We start from the raw sequence: 19,005 nt of genomic DNA, 5'->3' as shown, positions 1-19,005 counted from the left end.
TGCAATAAAACATTCAGAATTGTAACTGTCAATATAAATTGTATTAAAATATTCATAATATTGCATTTTCATCACAATAATGCTATCATTCAGTTAGTATTAATGTTTAATGAGGTGTGAGTAATGATTGATATAGCTTCTATTGGTGTAAGTACAGTTATTGATCAGAATTATAGAAGAAAAGCACAATTATGTTTATCAGGATTATTTGTAACTGTGTCAATAGCAACTGTTACCTGGTTTATTTTCCCTGCGTCACAAAATGTATTAGCTCCGTTTTTACTTCCGGCTATGTTCTTGCTCTTCACTTTATCGATGGGTTATTACATGTTCATATTTAGTTGTGAAGAAAAATCTTTGGTAAAGAATGTTCTTGGTATGGTTGAACCGGCTGAATCGGTAAAGAGAGTGCATTGCCAAGAAAATATTAAGTCCTTATTAGCAGAAGTGAGAAGTACTACGAAAGATAGGTTTCGTAACGTGCTTGTTAATCTTTGTTTTGAAGATCGTAGTAAAGCACACAAACTTGCATTATATGTGAAAGAAATTGACGATATTGTGTCTTCAATAAAAAATAAAGACCTCTTAGACCATTTTGATCAATTTTTTACTATTACTGAAGTAAGCAATAAAAAAAATAGAAGTGAATTAATGAACCTCGCAAGGGCATATAAGATGATAAGTGAAGAAGATCCAGACAAAATACAGGATTTTTTAGCTACTCAAACAAAAAGTTATTCATATGAAATAATGTTACCTGAAATTGATAATTTTCTATCACAAGCTAGGTGATTTTATCAATAATTTCATTGTGTACGTGATTATCATTTTTTGTTTCAATTCCAGTAATAACACTGCACCTAACGGGCTCTTTTATGGCTATTTCCTGAAATCCTTTTCTGACCTTATTGTAAAAATTAACATCCATTTCTTCATATTTATTCTTGTCTTTTGCTCTATTTAACCCAACTTTAACATCAATATCTAGAATGAATGTAATATCTGGATATTTAATTTCCACTAGCTTATGTAAGTCCCTTATTAGCCCTAAGTCAACTCCAAACCCATATCCTTGATATGCAATAGTTGAATCAATAAACCGATCACAAATCACTATTTTTCCTTCTGCAAGAGCTGGTAATATTAATTTTTTCATATGTTCGCGCCTCATCGAGATAAGTAGCAAGAGTTCAGAAATAGAATCAATATTATTCGTTAACAATACTCCTCTTACCTTCTCTGCAAAGTTAGTGCCACCTGGTTCTCGAGTCAATACCACATTATTTTCGCCGCGAATTTGCTTAAAATGATTTGCAAGTAGCTTAGATTGTGTTGTTTTACCAGAGCCGTCTATTCCTTCGAAAGTTATGAACATAAGTTTTATAATTATAATACTAAAAAAGAATATGCAAACAGTATACATAGAAACCGTTTGACATTTAAATAATAAGACCGTAAATTACATGTGGTATAATAATAGTCTATGGTTGCTCTGAATACTCCTAAAGTCGATTTTAGTTTTACTGCAAAAGATTTTAATCTTTTGGGAGTAGACAATAAATATTATGCATTAAGTGACTGTTGTGGAAAAAATGGTCTTATTATAATGTTTATATGCAATCACTGTCCTTACGTTCAGTCAATTATTAGCAATCTGGTAAGCGATGTTGATCAATTGAAAAAAGATTATCAGGTAAACACCATTGCAATAATGCCAAATGATGTAAATGAATATCCAGAAGATTCCTTTGAAAATATGATTAATTTTGCCAAGGAAAATAAGTTTATATTTCCATATTTAATTGATAGTACACAGAAAATAGCTAAAGAATACGGGGCTGTTTGCACTCCTGACTTTTTCGGCTTTAATTCCAATTTAAACCTTTGCTATCGTGGACGTTTTAACGACACAAAAAAAGAAAAGGTTCAAAGCTATGAAGTAGGAAGTAGTGACTTATTTCAAGCTATGAAATTTATTGCAGAAACTGGTAATTCTCCAATTGACCAAAAATCAAGTATTGGCTGCTCAATTAAATGGTCTAATTCTACAGGTTAAATATCATGCACAGTGGCTCTCAGCATTTGTTTGATATTATAATTTTGCTTTCTGCTGCTGTGTTTATAGTCATAGCATTTTGGAAAATGAATATTAGTCCAGTGCTTGGTTACTTCGTTGCAGGTGCAGTTATTGGTTCTCACGGATTTAATCTGATACACTCAGCTGAAGCAATGGATAATCTTGCAGAATTTGGTGTAGTTTTTCTATTATTCATTATAGGCCTTGAATTGACATTTGAACGCCTGATCGCTATGCGTATTCATGTATTTGGGTTCGGTTCTCTTCAAGTTATAGTTACCATGGTAGCAATATGGTGCATCGCTCTTGCTTTCGGAGTGAATACGAATATAGCAACAGTTATTGGTGGTGGGCTTGCGCTATCCTCAACAGCAATAGTGTTGCAGGTTCTGCAAGAAAAAGGTTCTCAAGCAAGTCAGGTTGGTAGGTTGTCGATAGCAGTGCTATTAATGCAAGATTTTGCAGTGGTACCATTAATAGTATTGGTACCTTTACTTACTGGCAATTCTGAGCACAGCCTGATAAGCTCATTGGCAGGTTCATTGGTGCAAGCAGCTATTGCATTAGTGCTGATATTTATAACTGGTAGATTATTGCTTAGACCTTTATTTTCGGTTATTGCTAAAATGGAAAGTAATGAGATCTTTATATCAACAACGCTTTTAATAGTATTAGGAGCAGCATTTATTACTGAGCAATTCCATTTATCGTTAGCATTAGGTGCATTTGTTGCTGGATTGTTAGTTGCAGAAACAGAATATAGACACTCAGTAGAACACGCAGTATTGCCATTTAAAGATTTGTTTCTTGGCTTATTTTTCATGACTGTTGGTATGTCCATCAATACCGAACTTTTACTCAATAAGTTACCACTAATTACTTTATTATCGATTATCCTTATCGTTTTAAAAACATCTATTATATATATATTGTGTAGATTTTTTGGGTTTAAGAGTGCACCTGCTATACAAGCTGGGTTACTGCTTTCACAAGGCGGTGAATTTGCGTTTATTTTGTTTCGCTTAGCAGATGAGCTAAATGTGCTACCAAGTGAAATCGCTCAAGTACTTATGATGGTAACTACAGTAACCATGGCTTTCACTCCTCTTTTATCGGGGCTTGGAGATTGGATAGCAAACTCATTTAGCACTGAGAAAACAATATTAGATGATGAAGCTGTTGAAACAGATACACAAGATCTTTATAACCATGTGATAGTTGCTGGATTTGGTAGAGTGGGATATATGGTAACAAAAATGCTTACGGCAGAGCATTTAAGTTACGTTGTTGTAGATATTCAATCGAAAATAGTCAAAGAAGGAAAAAGTGATAGTTTTCCTATATATCTTGGAGATGTTACAAGATGTGAAATTTTAAAATCGGTAGGAATAGAAAGAGCTCAAGCTCTCGTTATTTCAATAAAGAATGAAGTTACTATAAAAAAAGTTGTTTCTTTAGTTGCAGCAAATTTTCCGCATGTAAATATTGTAATACGCTTACCAGATCTGAGTAATGTGGAGGTTTATAGAGATCTAGGAGCTAGTAAAATTATTCCTGAAACATCTGAGATAGGATTGCAGCTAGGTGGAGCTGCACTGAGCCTTAGTGGTATTAGCGAAAGTGGAGTTACGTCTTTAAAAAGTAGATTCAGAAAAGGCAATTACAGTATGTTAAAAGACCTTGGTAGTGATAAAGATGAATAACTACTTCTCTAATTTTATGTACAGAAAGCTTCAAGCTTTATTGAGGTTTTGCCTATAGTAAATTACGCACATAATCAACCAAATTAAGGAAAGTGCAAACCAAGTGATTGCATATTCCAAATGCTTCATTGGCTGTATAGCTACTTTGCTGCCAAAATTGTTCGGCCACAATACACACTTCTCTAGCTTAATACCTAACTCATTGGAAATTTCTTCTGTACTCAGGGTAAACCATGTATTCGAAGCAGTATCGTTCTTGATAAACCAATTTTTACTTTTATTGCTATCGCAATATAAAATTCCATCTGCAACTACTTTTTCAATTTTTACTTTTTTCTCCTTTTTTTCTCCGACTATTCCTTTATTCACCAACATGTAACGTCCAGTGGTGAGCAACATAGGAGACAGCACGTGATAGCCGTGTTGCCCTGCAAAAACATATAGTTCTATGTCACTTAGAATCCCATCAATCTTGACATGCCTATAGTTAAATTTTTCAAGGTCGTTATTGGGCAACAGATGAACAACAGGAAGACTCATATTTTTGATAATATTATTCTTCCAGTTCAATCTGAATACTTGCCATAATCCTAATAAAAAAAGGAGCAAGCAAGGTACAATTAAAATAAATACTATTTTTTTTAACACTCTATATTTGTGTTCTTAAATAGTTTTCAACACCCATTAGTTCAATAAGGTCAATCTGTTTTTCAATCCAATGGAAGTGCTCTTCTTCATTTTTTAACATCTCTTCTAATAACATTACACTAACAAAATCTTTTTCTTTCTCAGCGATAGAAATCGTTTCTTTGATATCCTTAATACCTTTTCCCTCTAATTTCAAATTAGCTTCTAAGATTTTCCGTATTGTGTCTTTTGTAAACTTTCCATCATGCTTTGATATTTCGTTTGTATCCTGAAAATTTGGAACTCCTTTGAATAACAAAATTCTTTCTGCCAACTTGTTTGCATGTTCAAGTTCTTCGTTAAGCTCATTTTTTACCTTTTCTGCAAATCTATTAATTCCATTGTTTTTGAGAATCGCAAAATGCAAAAGATACTGGCGTACAGAAGTTAGCTCATTGGTCAATAATTTGTTCAAATGTTTTACTATCTCTTCATTCATAATCTTCCCTTAGTTCAATTCATCAGCATAATTTATATGATAACGATAGTTATAGCAACTCATTTAATATTTCCTTTGATAACAACCGTATTAAATAGCATGTCGTGGTATGTCTGTTTTTTCTTAGAGAAGCAAGCAACTAGATACCAGCAAAGAGTGAGCAGCACCGTTAATATAGTGAGTAGCACTATTAATATATCGAAAGCGTTTATTAACACGTCCTGTTCTTGGAAAAGCTCGATGAGGATAACTATTATGTTATATAATAGAGAAAGAAAAAACTGAGAAATGCTTCTATCAAATGCTAAACTCAAATCTATTTTAGAACCGTCCAAGCTTATGGTATGTATGTTCATTAATTGCTGACCAGGAGTTGCTTGAGCTTTTGAAGATATAAAATATGTGAAGTAACTGCAATCTATACACATAGATGAAATTAACGGAAAATTCTTTAACAATAGTCTGATTAATAAGTTTGGAATTAATAAAATTGCTCTATCTATCAAATATGCGCAAAAGCGTCTTATTATACTGGCAATCTCTGTAACAGTGGTCATTACCTATCTTCTAAATACTTTATTATAAAATCTGTAAGTTTATCAAAATGTTGAAAACATAACAAATCTTCATAACCGCTTATTGATTGACCGTATATAATAGGTAAACAATTGGCATTTTGTGCACACAGAACATCTGTGATGCTATCACCAACGAAAAACACATTTTCTCTATTTATAGGCAACGTACTCTCTTCTAGTGCAAATAGCAGTGGGGTTGCAGATGGTTTATCTTCTGCAGTATCGCATGACCCAACCACTCTTTCAAAGTAGGAATCTAGTTTAAAATAGGCAACTTCTTTACGTAAATTAGTATTTTTCTTATTACTTACTATTGCTAGATAAATATTGTGGCTTTTCAGTGTCTGCAACATTTTCTCTACTCCTTGATTCAAAGCAATGTTTTGCAATAGTGCATCATCTAAATATTGTTGATATATCTGATTCGCTTTTTTCCACTGATCGCCAAATAAATTGACCATATAGCTCTTTCTCGACTCATGGGAATTTCTATCAGCAGCTTTATTACTATACCCCATTGAGTTTATGGTATGCTTAATAGCATTAAAAATATTATCTTGAGTGTCAACTAAGGTATTATCCCAATCGAATACTACTGCTAATGAGCTATCTTTCATCTCTTATATAATTATACATTTTAACTTAATAAGTAAATAGCATTTTAATGAAAAAGATATAAATAGGACGCCCTTGATAAACACTTTTTACCACAAGTTATGTTAACTGTTTTTTATATAATTAGCTAATATACTGATTATATGATATGTTTTAATAGGTAACAGGTATGGCCCAGACATCTAAAGAAAGTGTTGAAAAAAAGTTTAAAGATGTTTTTGAACGTTCTCCAGGTGCTTTTCCAGAAGGTACCTCATTAGAAAAGAAGGTTAATTATATCGCAAAAGGAACAGAGGCTCTAAAAGCTGTGAAAAGTAAGGAGCTTGAGAACAAAATGAAAAACGTTGCAGAATTGAGTCAGAAATTTGAAAGTCAAAAAGGACGTGCAGATGAAAAAGTACGTCAAGATTTTGAAAGAATTGCTGAGCTTGACAAACAATATAAAGGGAAGGGCATCTTCACAAGTGAAAAAGTTGCAGAGCCAAAAAGTGACAAAAAACTCCAAGACACTCCGAGAAAAACTACAACAGCAGTTAAAGACCTTGAACATAATACACAAAAAAAGACTACTGAAGCTTCTGTGCAAACAGCATCAGAGCACGATTCACAAACCGTTAATCCCTCAGTAAGCAAGAGTTCTGTAAAAGAGAAGCTCAACACTGAGCCGGACAAAAAAGATAACACGCCTCAACCACAAGAAAATCAAAAAGAAGAAGGGTTTTTGAGTCTTCTGAAGCGCTTTGTTAAGAAAATATTAGAAAAATTTTTAGGTGAAGGTGAAAAGGATGTAGAGAATGCTCGTGGCATGAAAGAAGATGCTCAAAGAGATACGTCAAATAACGAAGAGCAACAAAAGAGTAAGCAGCTTGATGAAATTTTAAAGGACAAAAGTGTAAGCGAGGGTTTGAAGCAGGCAACAAAGCTTGAGAACCCGGCAATAACGCCTGTTAATACTCCTAAAGTGAATGAAGTAAACACGGGTCGTGAAAGGTGATCCGCTTTCAAGCTTCATTATACCGCCACGAACCGTCATACCGCCGCGGTATCTCATCCGCTAACAAGTAGCGGGATGACGATTGTCAGGGTGTCATCCCAGTGTCCCTATGATGTTATCCCAGTGCCCTGACTACTTGGATCTAGCAAGCTTTGCTTGCAAATAAGTCTAATACGCGTCGCGTTTTATGCCAAAACACAATTGGAGTTACATGCAAAATAGATCCCAGTGTCAGCTACTCGGATGACAAAAAAAGGAGCACTGGGATGACACCATTTGTTGTATTTAACAAAGTTCGTACTTAGCTTCATGTTAGCTATAAACATTAAGAAATTTACCAAACGAAAAAAAGGCAAAAGAAGCCCCAGCTAATATCTATTTTAGAACATTGGCGTTTTTTAAGTCTTAAACACTGCAATTTAGCTGCTTTTAAATGCAACTCACCTTAGTTTAAATGTTTAAGAAATTTACTAAGCAGAAAAAAAGGCAAAAGAAACCCCGTGTTAGCTAGTTGTCACTCCCTAATCCTGCAAATTGGCGTACTATACTGTCTTAAACGACTTATAAGCGCGTTTCAGCTTGTGTAGGTAAAAACCTAGAAATATTGTGAAGACATAAGGTACACATAGTGCAAAAAATTAAAAATAAGACGCCAACTACGTTGTTTTCTTGCTGTTTAATCTGCACAGATGAAGATAACTGAATACCTTCAGTTTCATGATAAGGGGGCTGGCGGAGTTTGTCAAGTAAGTTTTTTCGTTTCTAACGGTTGTTGCCAAAAACTATGCAAGAAGTCTATTGACAGGTGATTAAATTATAATGTAGCCTATCGCCGTATATCCGGGGGTGGGTTGTTGTGAGGCTTTTTCACTTTTTACTCTTGTTAATGTGTTTTTCTCTGTATTACTATGCGGGTTTTATATTTTCGCCCTGCCCAAAAGCTACGGTTTGCTTTTCACCTGGAGAAGATTGTGCTGTACCGATAATCAACGTAATAGATCAGTCTAAAAAATCTATCTTAGTTCAAGAATATACATTTACTCTTGGAACAGTTGCAAAATCTTTGATTAATGCTAAAGAACGCGGTGTTGATGTTAAAGTCATCTTAGATAAATCGCAACTCTACTCAAAATATAGTGTTATAAATGAATTATTTTCAGGTGGAGTACCAATTTGGATCGATGATAAGCCAAAGATTGCTCATAATAAGATAATGATTGCTGACAATCAAAAAGTCATCACAGGGTCATTTAACCTTAGTAAGACAGCTAAAAAAGGAAATGCTGAAAATTTATTAATTATTACAGATTATCCTGAATTGATTCAGCAGTATGTGAAAAACTGGGAGGCACGAATGTCACAATCTTACAAATACGCTCCCAACTAATCGAGAGCGCTTGCTCAAAATCAGTTTTAAAAACAGCAAGGGAGAGCTTTTTTGATTGATTGGCATAATGATTATGATATAATGAACTAAAAATTTAAGGAATAAAGTAATGGATTATATAAATGATGCTGCCGGTAGCTACACTGCTATTCATGATTTTTTTCAAAACAACGGTGTTGGAGATTACAAAGTTCAATGCAATTATGGTGGGGTGCCGTATGCTACTGATGAGTACGTGCATTCTGGCGATAAATTTTGGAGTAATAATTTCATAGACTCACATTTTGGCAGGGAAATAAAAATGTATCCTCAAAGTGAACTTTTAGCTAAAGAATATGCTGGAAATACGTTGCCAGTTTCAATATCACTAGATAAGGATTTAATAAAAATGAAGGAATGTCAGAAAAAAACGAAATTTGTGGAACTAGAAAGGGAGTCAGGTGATTTAGTGCATGATAAGCAAAAGTATGTAAAGTGTTACACAACAAAGCTATCATATGATGATGTACATATTTACAATAACGATAAAGTTTCAACATTTAGCATAAAATACGACGTGCCAAATGATCCGAAATACAGTTTAAATATAACATTTACAAAGGTTAATGATAATAAACCAGGATTTTGGCAGAAATTTAAAAATATGTTTTAACGTGACCATTCACTGGTTTTTACTCAATCAACCAACAACAGTTAATATCAAATTTTTATAATTAAAAAATATGCTATTTTTTAAAACTTTCATTCTCCTTGACTCTGTCAACTTCACAAAACAACTCTTGGACCAAATGTATCTGGCATAACACCTTTTGGTAACTTGCTACTTCTTTTTTTCCGCATCTCCGACAACAGCCATTGATATTCCACTACATAAGGCTTGATTTTTGGTAGATCAACTTTTTTATGAATAATACTATGCTTCTCCTTAAATTGACCATTTACCCTAAACGCTATTAGCTTCCTTAAAATTTACATTAATGCCTATTTTGCCTAAACTGAAGCGTCTTTTCCAATTTTTTCTAGCATCAACTCAGCAGCTTTTTGTTCAGCAATCTTTTTACTAGAAGCGCATGCAGAAACTTTACCATAATCTTCTATGCAAACTGATATAGTAAATTCAGGATTGTGCGCTGGTCCAGTTTGTTTTACAAGCTCATACTCTGGTAAAGGCAATTTGTTTTTCTGAGTCCACTCTTGCAGTGAGGTTTTAGGATCTTGAGGGGGGTCAAGCATGCCTTTAGCTAGCTTTTCCCAATATTGGATAATAAATTTTTCAACATTTTCAAGCCCGCCATCAATATAAATTGCACCTATTAGTGCTTCAAGCGAGTTTTCTAAATTTTTTAAGTTACATCTCCCTCCATTGCAGCGTTCACTATTATTCATGATGATAAAGCTGCCTAATTTTATTTCTTTAGCAACATTAGCAATGGTGTTGCCACAAACTAAATCCGTCTTTCTTTTTGCCAATGCTCCTTCTTTTTCTTCAGGAAATAGTTTAAACAGTGTGGCAGATACAACCATATTCAAAACACTATCGCCCAAAAACTCTAGTCTTTCGTAGCTTACAATCTGGTTTTTGCTATTCCTTTTATTTACGCTTGGGTGAGTTAGTGCCTCTTCTAATATTGCATAATTTGTAAATTTATAATCAATGATCTTAGATATTGCATCATTCAAACTCTTCATACCAATTATTTAAAAGAAAAGCACTTTCTACCACCTTTATACCAGAGAATTAGTTTTATTTTATTAAAATAATACCACCAACTTCCAAAATTAATGTATACAACCCACCACCTCACTAATGTTACTAAATCCATCTCTCCTTATTAGTTCTGCAAGTTCTAGATTAATTTTGTTTACAACTTGAGGTCCGTGGTATATGAGAGCAGTGTACAACTGCACCAAAGAAGCTCCTGCCTTTATTTTTTTATATGCATCAGCACCACTTGAGATTCCTCCGCACCCTATCAATAATATTTTGCCCTTAGTAAATTTGTACATATCGCCCAATAACTCGGTTGAAAGTTTAAACAGCGGTTTGCCACTCAACCCACCACTCTCATTATGGTGAGAATGCAGATTATCTCTACTTACCGTAGTGTTGCTTACTGTTAATCCGTCAATCTTATATTCCAACGCAAGCTCAGCGATATTTTCTTTCGTTTGCTGATCTACATCTGGTGAGATTTTTAATATTATTGGTATGGATTTAGAATTATCAATTGATTTTCGGGTTAGAGTTACGGATTTCAACAATTCCGATAATTCTTGCTTATTGTGCAGATTGCGTAAATTAGGCGTGTTTGGGGATGAGATGTTCAGCACTATATAATTGCTCTTTCCATATACTATCTTTATTAAGTCAACATAATCGCTGATTTGGTCCTTTGATGTACTGTTTTTTCCTATGTTGATGCCAAAAATGCAGTCATCAAGCTTGGTTTCACCTATTTGTTTAAGAAAATAGTCTATTCCTTTATTGTTAAATCCCAATCTGTTAATTACCCCTTGATCTTTAATTAACCGAAAAATTCTTGGCTTTTTGTTTCCATATTGTGGATTACGAGTTACAGTACCAGTTTCAATAAACCCAAAACCAAATGAGAGCATAGGCCTTATAACTTCTGCATTCTTGTCAAAACCTGCAGCCAGACCTATGGGGCTTCTGAGCTTATTACCAAAAAAATTCACACTCAAAGATTCTGGTAGCTCTATAGGATTCTTATAAGGCATTTTCTTTAATGCCATAATTGCCAAAGAGTGAGCAACTTCGGGCGGTAGTAAAAATAGTAAATTACGTTTGTAAAACACTTTGCTTATTTTTAGTTTATTTTTTACCATGAAACGCTATAAGAGTATAACCATAACTTGAAAAGAAATTGATTTTACTATGGACAAGCTTTCTCTATAGGTTACACACTTAAAGCTACTGTTAACTTTTACAAGATATAGAGAATGAAAGAGGCCGGGACCGGAATTGAACCGGTATAAAAGGATTTGCAGTCCTCCGCATAAGCCATTCTGCCACCCAGCCGTTTTTTATGTGTAGATATCCATTATATCTTTTAGCATAGATAAAGCCTCCTCCCTTTTGCGTTGAAAAGTGTTACGTCCAATGATTGAACCATTACCGCCACCCTGCTTAATTTCTTTCGCTTCATTGTATATGTTATCTACTTCCTTCGATTCACCACCAGAAAAAACTACTATTCTTTTCCCTGCAAAACAAGACCTTTTAACATATTCAATTCTTTTAGATAATGATTCAATATTTTCTGTTTCTATTTTCTCCCTTTCGAAATATTTAGTTGGAAGTTTTACTTTTATTATATTAGCGCCAAGCAAAGCTGCTATGTGTGCAGCATAGGCAATAACATCAACTGCTGTTTCACCTTCTTTGGAAATCCCTTCACCGCGTGGATAAGACCATAGCACTACTGCAAGCCCGTAAGATTTGGCTTCAGCTATGATTCCACGGGCTTCCTCCATCATATCGAAACACTTAGCAGAACCAGGATATATAGTAAATCCGACAGCTAAGCAGCCCAAACGCAGCGCATCTTTCACAGAAGAGGTTATTGCCTGATCAGAGGTTAGATCCTTTGAATGTAAAGAGTTGGAACTATTAAGTTTCAAAATAAGTGGGAGCATTCCAGCATAAGTTGCAGCACCAGCTTCAATCATACCAAGTGGAGCAGCATATGCACTTACTCCCGAATCAACCGCAAGCTGAAAATGATAATGTGGGTCATAAGCATCAGGGTTAACTTCAAAACTTTTAATTGGACCATGCTCAAATCCTTGATCTACTGGCAGAATCACTAACTTGCCAGTGCCGCCAAGCTTTCCATGCATGAGAATACGAGTAAGATTTGCTTTTACCCCAGGGTTTTCACTTTCGTAGTAGCTTAGGACTTGTTTTACTTTATCACTTATCACTATAATTCAAATTGAATTTAAGTTATAGATTGTAACAAAGATGAAGTTCAATACAAGGATTTTAAACTATATCAAAAGCAATTTTATTTTCTACTTTATTCATATAGATTCTTAATTTCTTTCCTTTTATTAATTTACGATTCAGTATTTCTTCCGCTAAGTAACTTTTTATCTCTTTTTCAATAAGTCTCTCTATCGGACGTGCTCCCATTTCCTTACTATAACCTGTTTGTGCAAGATAAGATTTCACTTCATCTTCTACCAAGCAGTTTATGCCTTTTTGCGTCAGCTGCTTTTTCAGTTCCTGAATAAATTTATCTACAATATGCAGAATTATATCCGCATTTAAGTCAGAAAAAGAAATAATCGCATCAAGACGATTACGAAATTCAGGGCTAAAAACCTGTTCTATCGCTTTTTCACTATCACCAGTGTTAAATTTTTTATGCCCAAAGCCAACAAAACTTTTGCTGCGTTCAGCTGCTCCTGCATTAGTTGTCATAATTAAGATTATATTGGAAAAGTTAACTTTACGTCCGTAAGTGTCTGTAACGCAACCATAATCCATAATTTGTAGCAATATATTATAGATATCGCTATGAGCCTTTTCAATTTCATCAAGCAGCACAACACTATATTGATTATTAGATACAGACTCTGTGAGTAATCCACCCTGATCATAACCTACATATCCAGGAGGAGAACCAATCATCCTTGATATCGTATGAGACTCAATATATTCGGACATATCAAAGCGTATAAGATTCATGCCCATGCTTTCTGCTAATTGTTTTGCTAGCTCGGTTTTACCAACACCGGTTGGCCCTGCAAAAAGATAATTTGCTAAAGGCTTATTGTAATTTCTCAACCCAGATTTAGCAATTTTAATAGAATTAACAAGAGATTCTATTGCCTGCTCTTGGCCAAAAATCACCTTCTCTAGATTAGCTTTTAAAGACTTTACTTTCTGCAAATCATCAGATTCAGATCCGCAAGGCACATTTGTAATTCTAGTAATGGTATTCTTAATATCTCTACTATTTACAATTTTACCCCTGTTTCTTAGCAATTTACAATATGCCCCTGCCTCATCAATAACATCAACCGCTTTATCAGGTAATATTCGCCCAGTAATATACTTATGCGAAAGTTCAGCCGCAGACCTAATGGCATTCTTTGTATAATATACTCCATGATACCCTTCATAGTAGTGCTTTATACCATCTAGTATCTTTATCGTTTCGTTAACAGAAGATTCCTTAACATTAATTTTTTGAAACCTCCTCGCTAATGCTTTATCTTTTTCAAAACTATTGCTGTATTCTCTATATGTAGTTGCACCTATACAACGCAGTGTACCTCTTGCAAGCGCAGGTTTGAGTAGGTTACCTGCATCAAGAAAGCTACCACTTGTAGAACCTGCTCCAATGATAGTGTGTATTTCGTCAATAAAAAGGATAGCACCTGGTTTTGCCTCAATCGCTTTTATTATAGATTTTATTCTCTCTTCAAAATCACCTCTATAGCGTGTCCCTGCAAGGAGTGACCCTAAATCCAAAGCATAAATTATACTGGACCTGAGCGCACTTGGAACACTGTTTTCAATGATTTTGAGTACCAAACCCTCAACTATTGTGGTTTTGCCAACACCTGGATCTCCAACATATAAAGGGTTGTTTTTTCTACGCCTCAATAATATTTCTATAGTGCGATTTAATTCATAATCACGACCAATAACATAATCTATTTTTTTGCTTCTTGCATAGTCATTTAAATTTTTACAATAACTTTGTAGAATTTCCTCATCTTTTAGTAGCTCACCTTTATTTACTGTAGTAGGAGCATCATTATTTTTATCAAGTTTTACTTTATGATTAGTGGTGTATTCATCTATATCGTTAGAGTATTTCATGTTAGATATGTGGTAAATCAAATTGGAATCTTTCGCACTTTGTTTCTGCAATAGATCTTCAACGTATAAATCTTGCCCAGACAAAATTTCTACTAGAACACTTGCTCCATTTATTTCTTTTTTCCCCAAGCTATGAGCCCGTATTATTGCTCTGTGTATTATGCATTGAAACATTGAGCTAGGTTTAACTCCACTGATAATCAATTCAGAACTGCTTTGTAAAAACCCTTTTATATTATTATTATAATCATTAGCCTTAATATTGCATCTTGATAGAATGTTATCCATACTGATGATTTCATCGGCTCTGATATTACATCTTGATAAAACGTAATTTACATCCACGTCTTTAGTTAACGCCAGCAATAAATGTTCTACTTTCGCATATTTAAGATTAAAATTAGAAGCAATGAATAGTGCTCTATTCAAACTTGCCTCTAAGTTTTTGGAAATCATCTCCTATTCTCTTTAAAAGTGGGAACTCATATATAATGAATAGCACACAATTATTAAAAAAATTGAAATCCAGCAGTTCGCTGTAGCCAATTTGAATCCCACTCTGGATCTACGTCATAGCACCGCAATATCTCAGCATAGATTCCGCTAATGAGTAGCGGAATGACGAGTTTTACGCTTATCAAATTGTAGGTAAATCCTATTTAATACGCTTTTTCTAGTACTCTGCTTTTCTTCTTAAATGCATTGATCTTTTTTCTACCGTATTTAGTCTTTAACGTACTTGGCCTTTTAAAGACCTTTTTGCTGTTACGTTTTTTAAATTGCACACTACAATCAAAATTTAGCTCTCCTTCTTTGTCTGCCAGTGCAGGCAGTCTTCTCTTATCTTGAGGTGTAACAAAAGATAGCGCATACCCTTCAGCTCCAGCGCGTGCAGTTCTACCTATACGATGAATATAGTCAGCTTGCGATTGTGGTGCATCATAATTGATAACATGTTGAATGTGGGGAATATCAAGGCCGCGAGAAGCAACATCTGTTGCAACCATGATTTGATTACGGCCACGACGAAAAGAATTAATGACCCTTTCGCGCTTGTGCTGCCTTAAATCACCATGAATTGCTAAAGCGCTATAGTCATCTTTGTGCAATCTGTTAGCTAGCTGATCCGCTCCTCGCTTTGTTTTGACAAAGATAATGATTGATCCTTCGCGCTGACATAGTTGTGTAACAAGCTTTTCATATTTTTCTGATTCTGATGCATAAACAATTTCTTGCTTAATTTTTACAGAAGTTGTAGCCTCACAATCAACAGAAATACGTTCTGGTCGATTAAGGTACTTCTCAGCAAGTTTTACTATATCTCCAGGAAGAGTTGCAGAAAACATAAGAGTTTGCCTTATTTTAGGCAAATGCTTCATAATTTCTTCAATCTGAACTCCAAAGCCCATATCAAACATACGATCCGTTTCATCAAGCACAAGAACGCTAACATTGCGAGTAATCAAAGTTTTACGCTCAATATGGTCTATAATACGACCAGGAGTACCTATTACAATTTGTGGTTTTTTCTGAAGCTGATTTAGCTGCCTAAAAATAGGCTCACCACCAATCAACAAAGCGACCCTTAGTGCAGAATTTTGAGATAAGAGTTTTCTTATCTCATTTGTTACCTGATGCGCAAGCTCTCTGGTTGGCACGATGACTAAAGCTGAACCAGTGTTAGGCTCATTCAGCAACTTAGCAACCAACGGAATAGCAAATGCTAAAGTTTTTCCAGTCCCCGTTTGAGCAGATCCGAGAATATCTTTACCTTGTAGCGCTAAGGGAATCGCTTGTATTTGAATCGGAGTTGGGACGAAAAGATTATTTTTATCTAGAGCTTGTCTAAGCGAAGCTGGGAGACCCATCTCATGAAAATTATTCACAATACGTTAATCCTGTTAAAAGACTTCATAATAGATTAATCTTCCAATCTTAAATTTATTGCAGATTTTTTATCTTCTCCGTTTCTACCGCGCTCCTCTTTAACCTCATAACTCACCCTTTCTCCTTTTATTCCCTTCTCTTTATTCTCTCCTTTAAGTGCCTCAGGTCTTATTCCCGAACGTTCCAATGTGCTAATATGTACAAAAACGTCACCCCCTTTACCTTCTGGCTTGATGAAACCATAGCCTTTTTCGGCATTAAACCATTTTACATTACCAAATTCCATTTAAACAACTCCTAAATTATTAACTAACATTACTAATGTGATGAAAAACTTTGAAATTACGATTGAGAATGCTTTAAGCTTAGCTATTGAAACTAAACCTTTATACTCCATAGTCTATTCTTAACATTACATGACAATAATACACAATTGTTGTACTTGATGCAAATAAATTTTTTAATCGTTAAGCGAACCTGCAACCGTCATTTCGCTAACTTTAATCGTTGGTGAATTAAATTGCCCACAAAAAGTTAGATCATCTGCAACGACTAAATTGCTAAACATATCCTTCAAATTGCTAGCAATGGTAATCTCATGTATTGGATACGTTATTTTTCCATTTTCTATAAAAAATCCGGAAGCGCCTTGGCTGTAATCGCCATTGATTAAATTGACACCAAAACCAAATAAATCAGTTACATATATTCCCTCTTTCACTTCCTGAATTAATTCTTCAAACGATACATCACCATTCTCAATGTAGAGGTTACTAGCTGCAGGAATAACTGCAGCATTACTTGCACGAGTTGCACTTCCGGTTGTTTCTGAGTCTAATTTTCTAGCCGAGTATAAGTCTAAAATCCAATTTTGTAATATTCCGTTTTTTACAAATATATTTTTCTTGCTAGTTATCCCTTCTCCATCAAATGGTCTCGATGCTATGCCTCTTGGCAACAATGGATCATCGATAATATTAATTCTATCGTTGAAAATCTGAGCGTTTAAACTACCCCTCAAGAAAGAACTGTTGCTTATAATACTGCTCCCATTTATAGCAGAAGCAAAACTTTTTACTAGCCCTTTTGCTGCTCTTTTTTCAAAAATAACTGGAAATTTACCAGTTTTCATTGTACGTGAATTCAATTGATCAACTGCTCTTTTTGCTGCTTCTTTTCCCATTAACTCTGGCAACTTTAAATCACTAAAATTACATGCTATATCATAATCGTAACCAACCTTCATTTCACTTTCTCTTCCAGCAACAACAGAGACCTGATTAGCAAAGGTTGATTTACTAAACGAGCCAATAAAACCAGAAACAGTCGATAATACTGTATTCACTAAAGCGTATGAAGAAGAGGCTCCTTCAGAATTAGTGATACTCTTATGTGCAAGGGCTGAATTTTCTGCAGCTTCAGCAATTTCTTTTAGGTTATCAACGGTTACAACATTATTATCTGAGATACTTAAATCTGCAGAAGAGATATAATTACTACCATTTACAGCAAAATTAATGCAAGGATCTTCTGGCGCATTCTTTGCCATTTCTACCACTTGGCTTACTGTATCACTCAGATTATTCAAATCGTTTGTAGAAATATACGCAGCTTTGTTTTTACCTGCTATAGCTCTGATTCCTACAGTGCAATTTTTAGATTGTGATATTTGCTCAATTTTTGATAGACGCTGAGAAACTGAAGTCTTATTAGTTTCATATATTGTAACTTCCGCATCTTGATTTTGCTTTTTTATTAGTTTAGTAATATCTGCTGCAATATTTAATATATTCATTTTCTATTCCTTAGATTTCTATAAAGATTCTGCACCACCTATAACTTCAATTAAATCAGTCGTAATCGCTGCTTGACGAGAACGATTATAAAGCAATGCTAATTTGTTCAGTATCTCTTTAGTGTTTCTGTTTGCTGATTCCATAGCAACCATTCTAGCACTATTCTCACTCGTTGCACTTTCAAGTAAAGCAGAGTAAAGAGCAATTACAACGTAATCTTGAACCAAAGATTTTAAAATAAATTCAATATTTTGTGGTTCATACTCATAGCCGTAATCTGTTGTTGGACCAGCCAGAGAGCTATCAATCAAGGATGAGTCTTTACTCCATGGTTTTATTGTTTCCAACATTGGTTTTTGCGTGAAGGTATTATAGAATTTACTATAAAAAACTTTAACTTTATCGTATTTACTTAAATCTATACCATCAACCAAAGCTTCTACGTGCTTTAACGTGATTCCCTTACTATTTTCAATTTTTAAGATACTTTTAGAGTCAAATCTATTTTTACCTACATCAAAAGCTTTTTTACCAAGAAATACAATATCTACTTTTTTGCCATTTGCGATTGACTTATTTACACGCTCTTGACTAAATTTGACAATAGAAGAGTTAAAGTTGCCGCACAAGCCACGATCAGACGCAATAATGAATACTAGGTAAGAACCGTCGTTACTGACATTTAGAATTTTTGCCAGTAATTCTTGATCAACTGATGGCATTAATGAAAAAATAATGTTATGCAGCTTAGATACATATAATTTTGAATTTAATAACTTCTTTTGGCTTTGTAACAACTTTGCTGCAGAAACCATTTGCATTATTTTCGTGGTTTTCTGTACAGACCTAATATTCTTAATTCTTAAGGATAATTCCTTTAAGCTCTTCATTTTGTATACAACCCTGATTTATTAAAATATATAACTGTTAGTGTCTAAAAGCAAGTTTTTTTGACATTAAAACCAAGTCTAGCTAAGAAACTTGC

20 protein-coding genes and 1 tRNA gene are annotated in these 19,005 nt (G+C 34.4%); 7 read left to right on the top strand and 14 right to left on the bottom strand.

The features are described 5' to 3' along the window. Positions 1-123: 123 nt before the first annotated feature. A complete protein-coding gene (locus ACICPZ_RS02835) occupies positions 124-792 on the top strand; it encodes a hypothetical protein (protein WP_010081999.1) in 669 nt (222 codons plus the stop codon). Here ACICPZ_RS02835 and tmk read toward each other — a convergent pair. Then, positions 785-1,375 carry a dTMP kinase gene (tmk, locus tag ACICPZ_RS02830; protein ID WP_010081998.1) on the bottom strand — a complete coding sequence of 197 codons (591 nt, stop codon included), beginning with the start codon at positions 1,373-1,375 and terminating at the stop codon, positions 785-787. The genes ACICPZ_RS02835 and tmk overlap by 8 nt on opposite strands. Before the next feature lie 108 nt (positions 1,376-1,483). Between tmk and ACICPZ_RS02825 the strand changes: the two genes are divergently transcribed. Both ACICPZ_RS02825 and ACICPZ_RS02820 read left to right on the top strand, forming a co-directional pair. Continuing rightward, positions 1,484-2,056, top strand: a complete 573-nt coding sequence (locus tag ACICPZ_RS02825) for a thioredoxin family protein (protein WP_010081997.1) — start codon at positions 1,484-1,486, stop codon at positions 2,054-2,056. 5 nt (positions 2,057-2,061) lie between these two features. Further along, positions 2,062-3,780, top strand: coding sequence for a monovalent cation:proton antiporter-2 (CPA2) family protein (locus ACICPZ_RS02820; RefSeq protein ID WP_010963130.1), 1,719 nt, complete (start codon positions 2,062-2,064; stop codon positions 3,778-3,780). A gap of 30 nt (positions 3,781-3,810) precedes the next feature. Here ACICPZ_RS02820 and ACICPZ_RS02815 read toward each other — a convergent pair whose 3' ends face one another. Genes ACICPZ_RS02815 through ACICPZ_RS02800 form a run of 4 tightly spaced genes read right to left on the bottom strand, consistent with a single transcriptional unit; the run spans position 3,811 to position 6,101 of the window. Further along, positions 3,811-4,428, bottom strand: a complete 618-nt coding sequence (locus ACICPZ_RS02815) for an SURF1 family protein (RefSeq protein ID WP_070357010.1) — start codon at positions 4,426-4,428, stop codon at positions 3,811-3,813. Position 4,429: 1 nt separating this feature from the next. Further along, positions 4,430-4,906, bottom strand: a complete 477-nt coding sequence (gene bfr / locus ACICPZ_RS02810) for a bacterioferritin (RefSeq protein WP_010081932.1) — start codon at positions 4,904-4,906, stop codon at positions 4,430-4,432. A gap of 59 nt (positions 4,907-4,965) precedes the next feature. Next, positions 4,966-5,463: an RDD family protein gene (locus ACICPZ_RS02805; RefSeq protein WP_010081931.1), complete on the bottom strand. Its 498-nt coding sequence runs from the start codon at positions 5,461-5,463 to the stop codon at positions 4,966-4,968. After that, on the bottom strand, positions 5,463-6,101 hold the full coding sequence (locus ACICPZ_RS02800; RefSeq protein WP_010081930.1) for an HAD family hydrolase: 639 nt from the start codon (positions 6,099-6,101) through the stop codon (positions 5,463-5,465). Before ACICPZ_RS02800 ends, ACICPZ_RS02805 begins: the two co-directional genes overlap by 1 nt. A 167-nt stretch (positions 6,102-6,268) precedes the next feature. Here ACICPZ_RS02800 and ACICPZ_RS02795 point away from each other — a divergent pair, with 167 nt between their 5' ends. From ACICPZ_RS02795 to ACICPZ_RS02780, 4 genes are all read left to right on the top strand, one after another. Next, complete coding sequence (locus tag ACICPZ_RS02795; protein WP_264373633.1) at positions 6,269-7,093, top strand: hypothetical protein; 825 nt, start codon at positions 6,269-6,271, stop codon at positions 7,091-7,093. Positions 7,094-7,245: 152 nt separating this feature from the next. Beyond that, positions 7,246-7,398, top strand: a complete 153-nt coding sequence (locus ACICPZ_RS02790) for a hypothetical protein (protein ID WP_010963126.1) — start codon at positions 7,246-7,248, stop codon at positions 7,396-7,398. A gap of 581 nt (positions 7,399-7,979) precedes the next feature. Next, the gene (locus tag ACICPZ_RS02785) at positions 7,980-8,480 is read left to right on the top strand and encodes a phospholipase D family protein (protein WP_010082055.1); all 501 of its coding nucleotides are present in this window, start codon (positions 7,980-7,982) and stop codon (positions 8,478-8,480) included. 109 nt (positions 8,481-8,589) lie between these two features. Next, positions 8,590-9,132: a hypothetical protein gene (locus ACICPZ_RS02780; RefSeq protein WP_006279913.1), complete on the top strand. Its 543-nt coding sequence runs from the start codon at positions 8,590-8,592 to the stop codon at positions 9,130-9,132. Between the two features lie 338 nt (positions 9,133-9,470). On the opposite strand, the gene rnc is transcribed toward ACICPZ_RS02780, so the two are convergent. The 9 genes from rnc to atpG form a co-directional block, all read right to left on the bottom strand. After that, positions 9,471-10,169: a ribonuclease III gene (rnc, locus tag ACICPZ_RS02770; RefSeq protein WP_006279914.1), complete on the bottom strand. Its 699-nt coding sequence runs from the start codon at positions 10,167-10,169 to the stop codon at positions 9,471-9,473. 90 nt (positions 10,170-10,259) lie between these two features. Further along, positions 10,260-11,327 carry a quinone-dependent dihydroorotate dehydrogenase gene (locus tag ACICPZ_RS02765; RefSeq protein WP_007548704.1) on the bottom strand — a complete coding sequence of 356 codons (1,068 nt, stop codon included), beginning with the start codon at positions 11,325-11,327 and terminating at the stop codon, positions 10,260-10,262. 121 nt (positions 11,328-11,448) lie between these two features. Further along, a tRNA-Cys gene (locus ACICPZ_RS02760) sits at positions 11,449-11,520 on the bottom strand. Positions 11,521-11,525: 5 nt separating this feature from the next. After that, a complete protein-coding gene (locus ACICPZ_RS02755; protein WP_264374036.1) occupies positions 11,526-12,422 on the bottom strand; it encodes a class I fructose-bisphosphate aldolase in 897 nt (298 codons plus the stop codon). A 64-nt stretch (positions 12,423-12,486) separates the two neighbouring features. After that, positions 12,487-14,793, bottom strand: coding sequence for an AAA family ATPase (locus tag ACICPZ_RS02750; RefSeq protein WP_070357007.1), 2,307 nt, complete (start codon positions 14,791-14,793; stop codon positions 12,487-12,489). A gap of 203 nt (positions 14,794-14,996) precedes the next feature. Beyond that, positions 14,997-16,223 carry a DEAD/DEAH box helicase gene (locus tag ACICPZ_RS02745; protein WP_010963123.1) on the bottom strand — a complete coding sequence of 409 codons (1,227 nt, stop codon included), beginning with the start codon at positions 16,221-16,223 and terminating at the stop codon, positions 14,997-14,999. A 35-nt stretch (positions 16,224-16,258) separates the two neighbouring features. Next, entirely contained in the window at positions 16,259-16,510 is a 252-nt protein-coding gene (locus ACICPZ_RS02740; RefSeq protein WP_006279919.1) for a cold-shock protein, read from the bottom strand. 174 nt (positions 16,511-16,684) lie between these two features. Further along, positions 16,685-18,019, bottom strand: coding sequence for a TldD/PmbA family protein (locus ACICPZ_RS02735; RefSeq protein WP_010081974.1), 1,335 nt, complete (start codon positions 18,017-18,019; stop codon positions 16,685-16,687). Between the two features lie 18 nt (positions 18,020-18,037). After that, positions 18,038-18,910, bottom strand: coding sequence for an ATP synthase F1 subunit gamma (atpG, locus tag ACICPZ_RS02730; protein WP_264373630.1), 873 nt, complete (start codon positions 18,908-18,910; stop codon positions 18,038-18,040). Positions 18,911-19,005 lie beyond the last annotated feature (95 nt).

It is taken from the genome of Wolbachia endosymbiont (group A) of Melitta haemorrhoidalis (genome assembly GCF_964273365.1).
Taxonomy (GTDB): Bacteria; Pseudomonadota; Alphaproteobacteria; order Rickettsiales; family Anaplasmataceae; genus Wolbachia; species Wolbachia pipientis.
The sequence above is the reverse complement of the archived record's forward strand: the minus strand, read 5'-3'. Positions and strand labels throughout refer to the sequence as shown.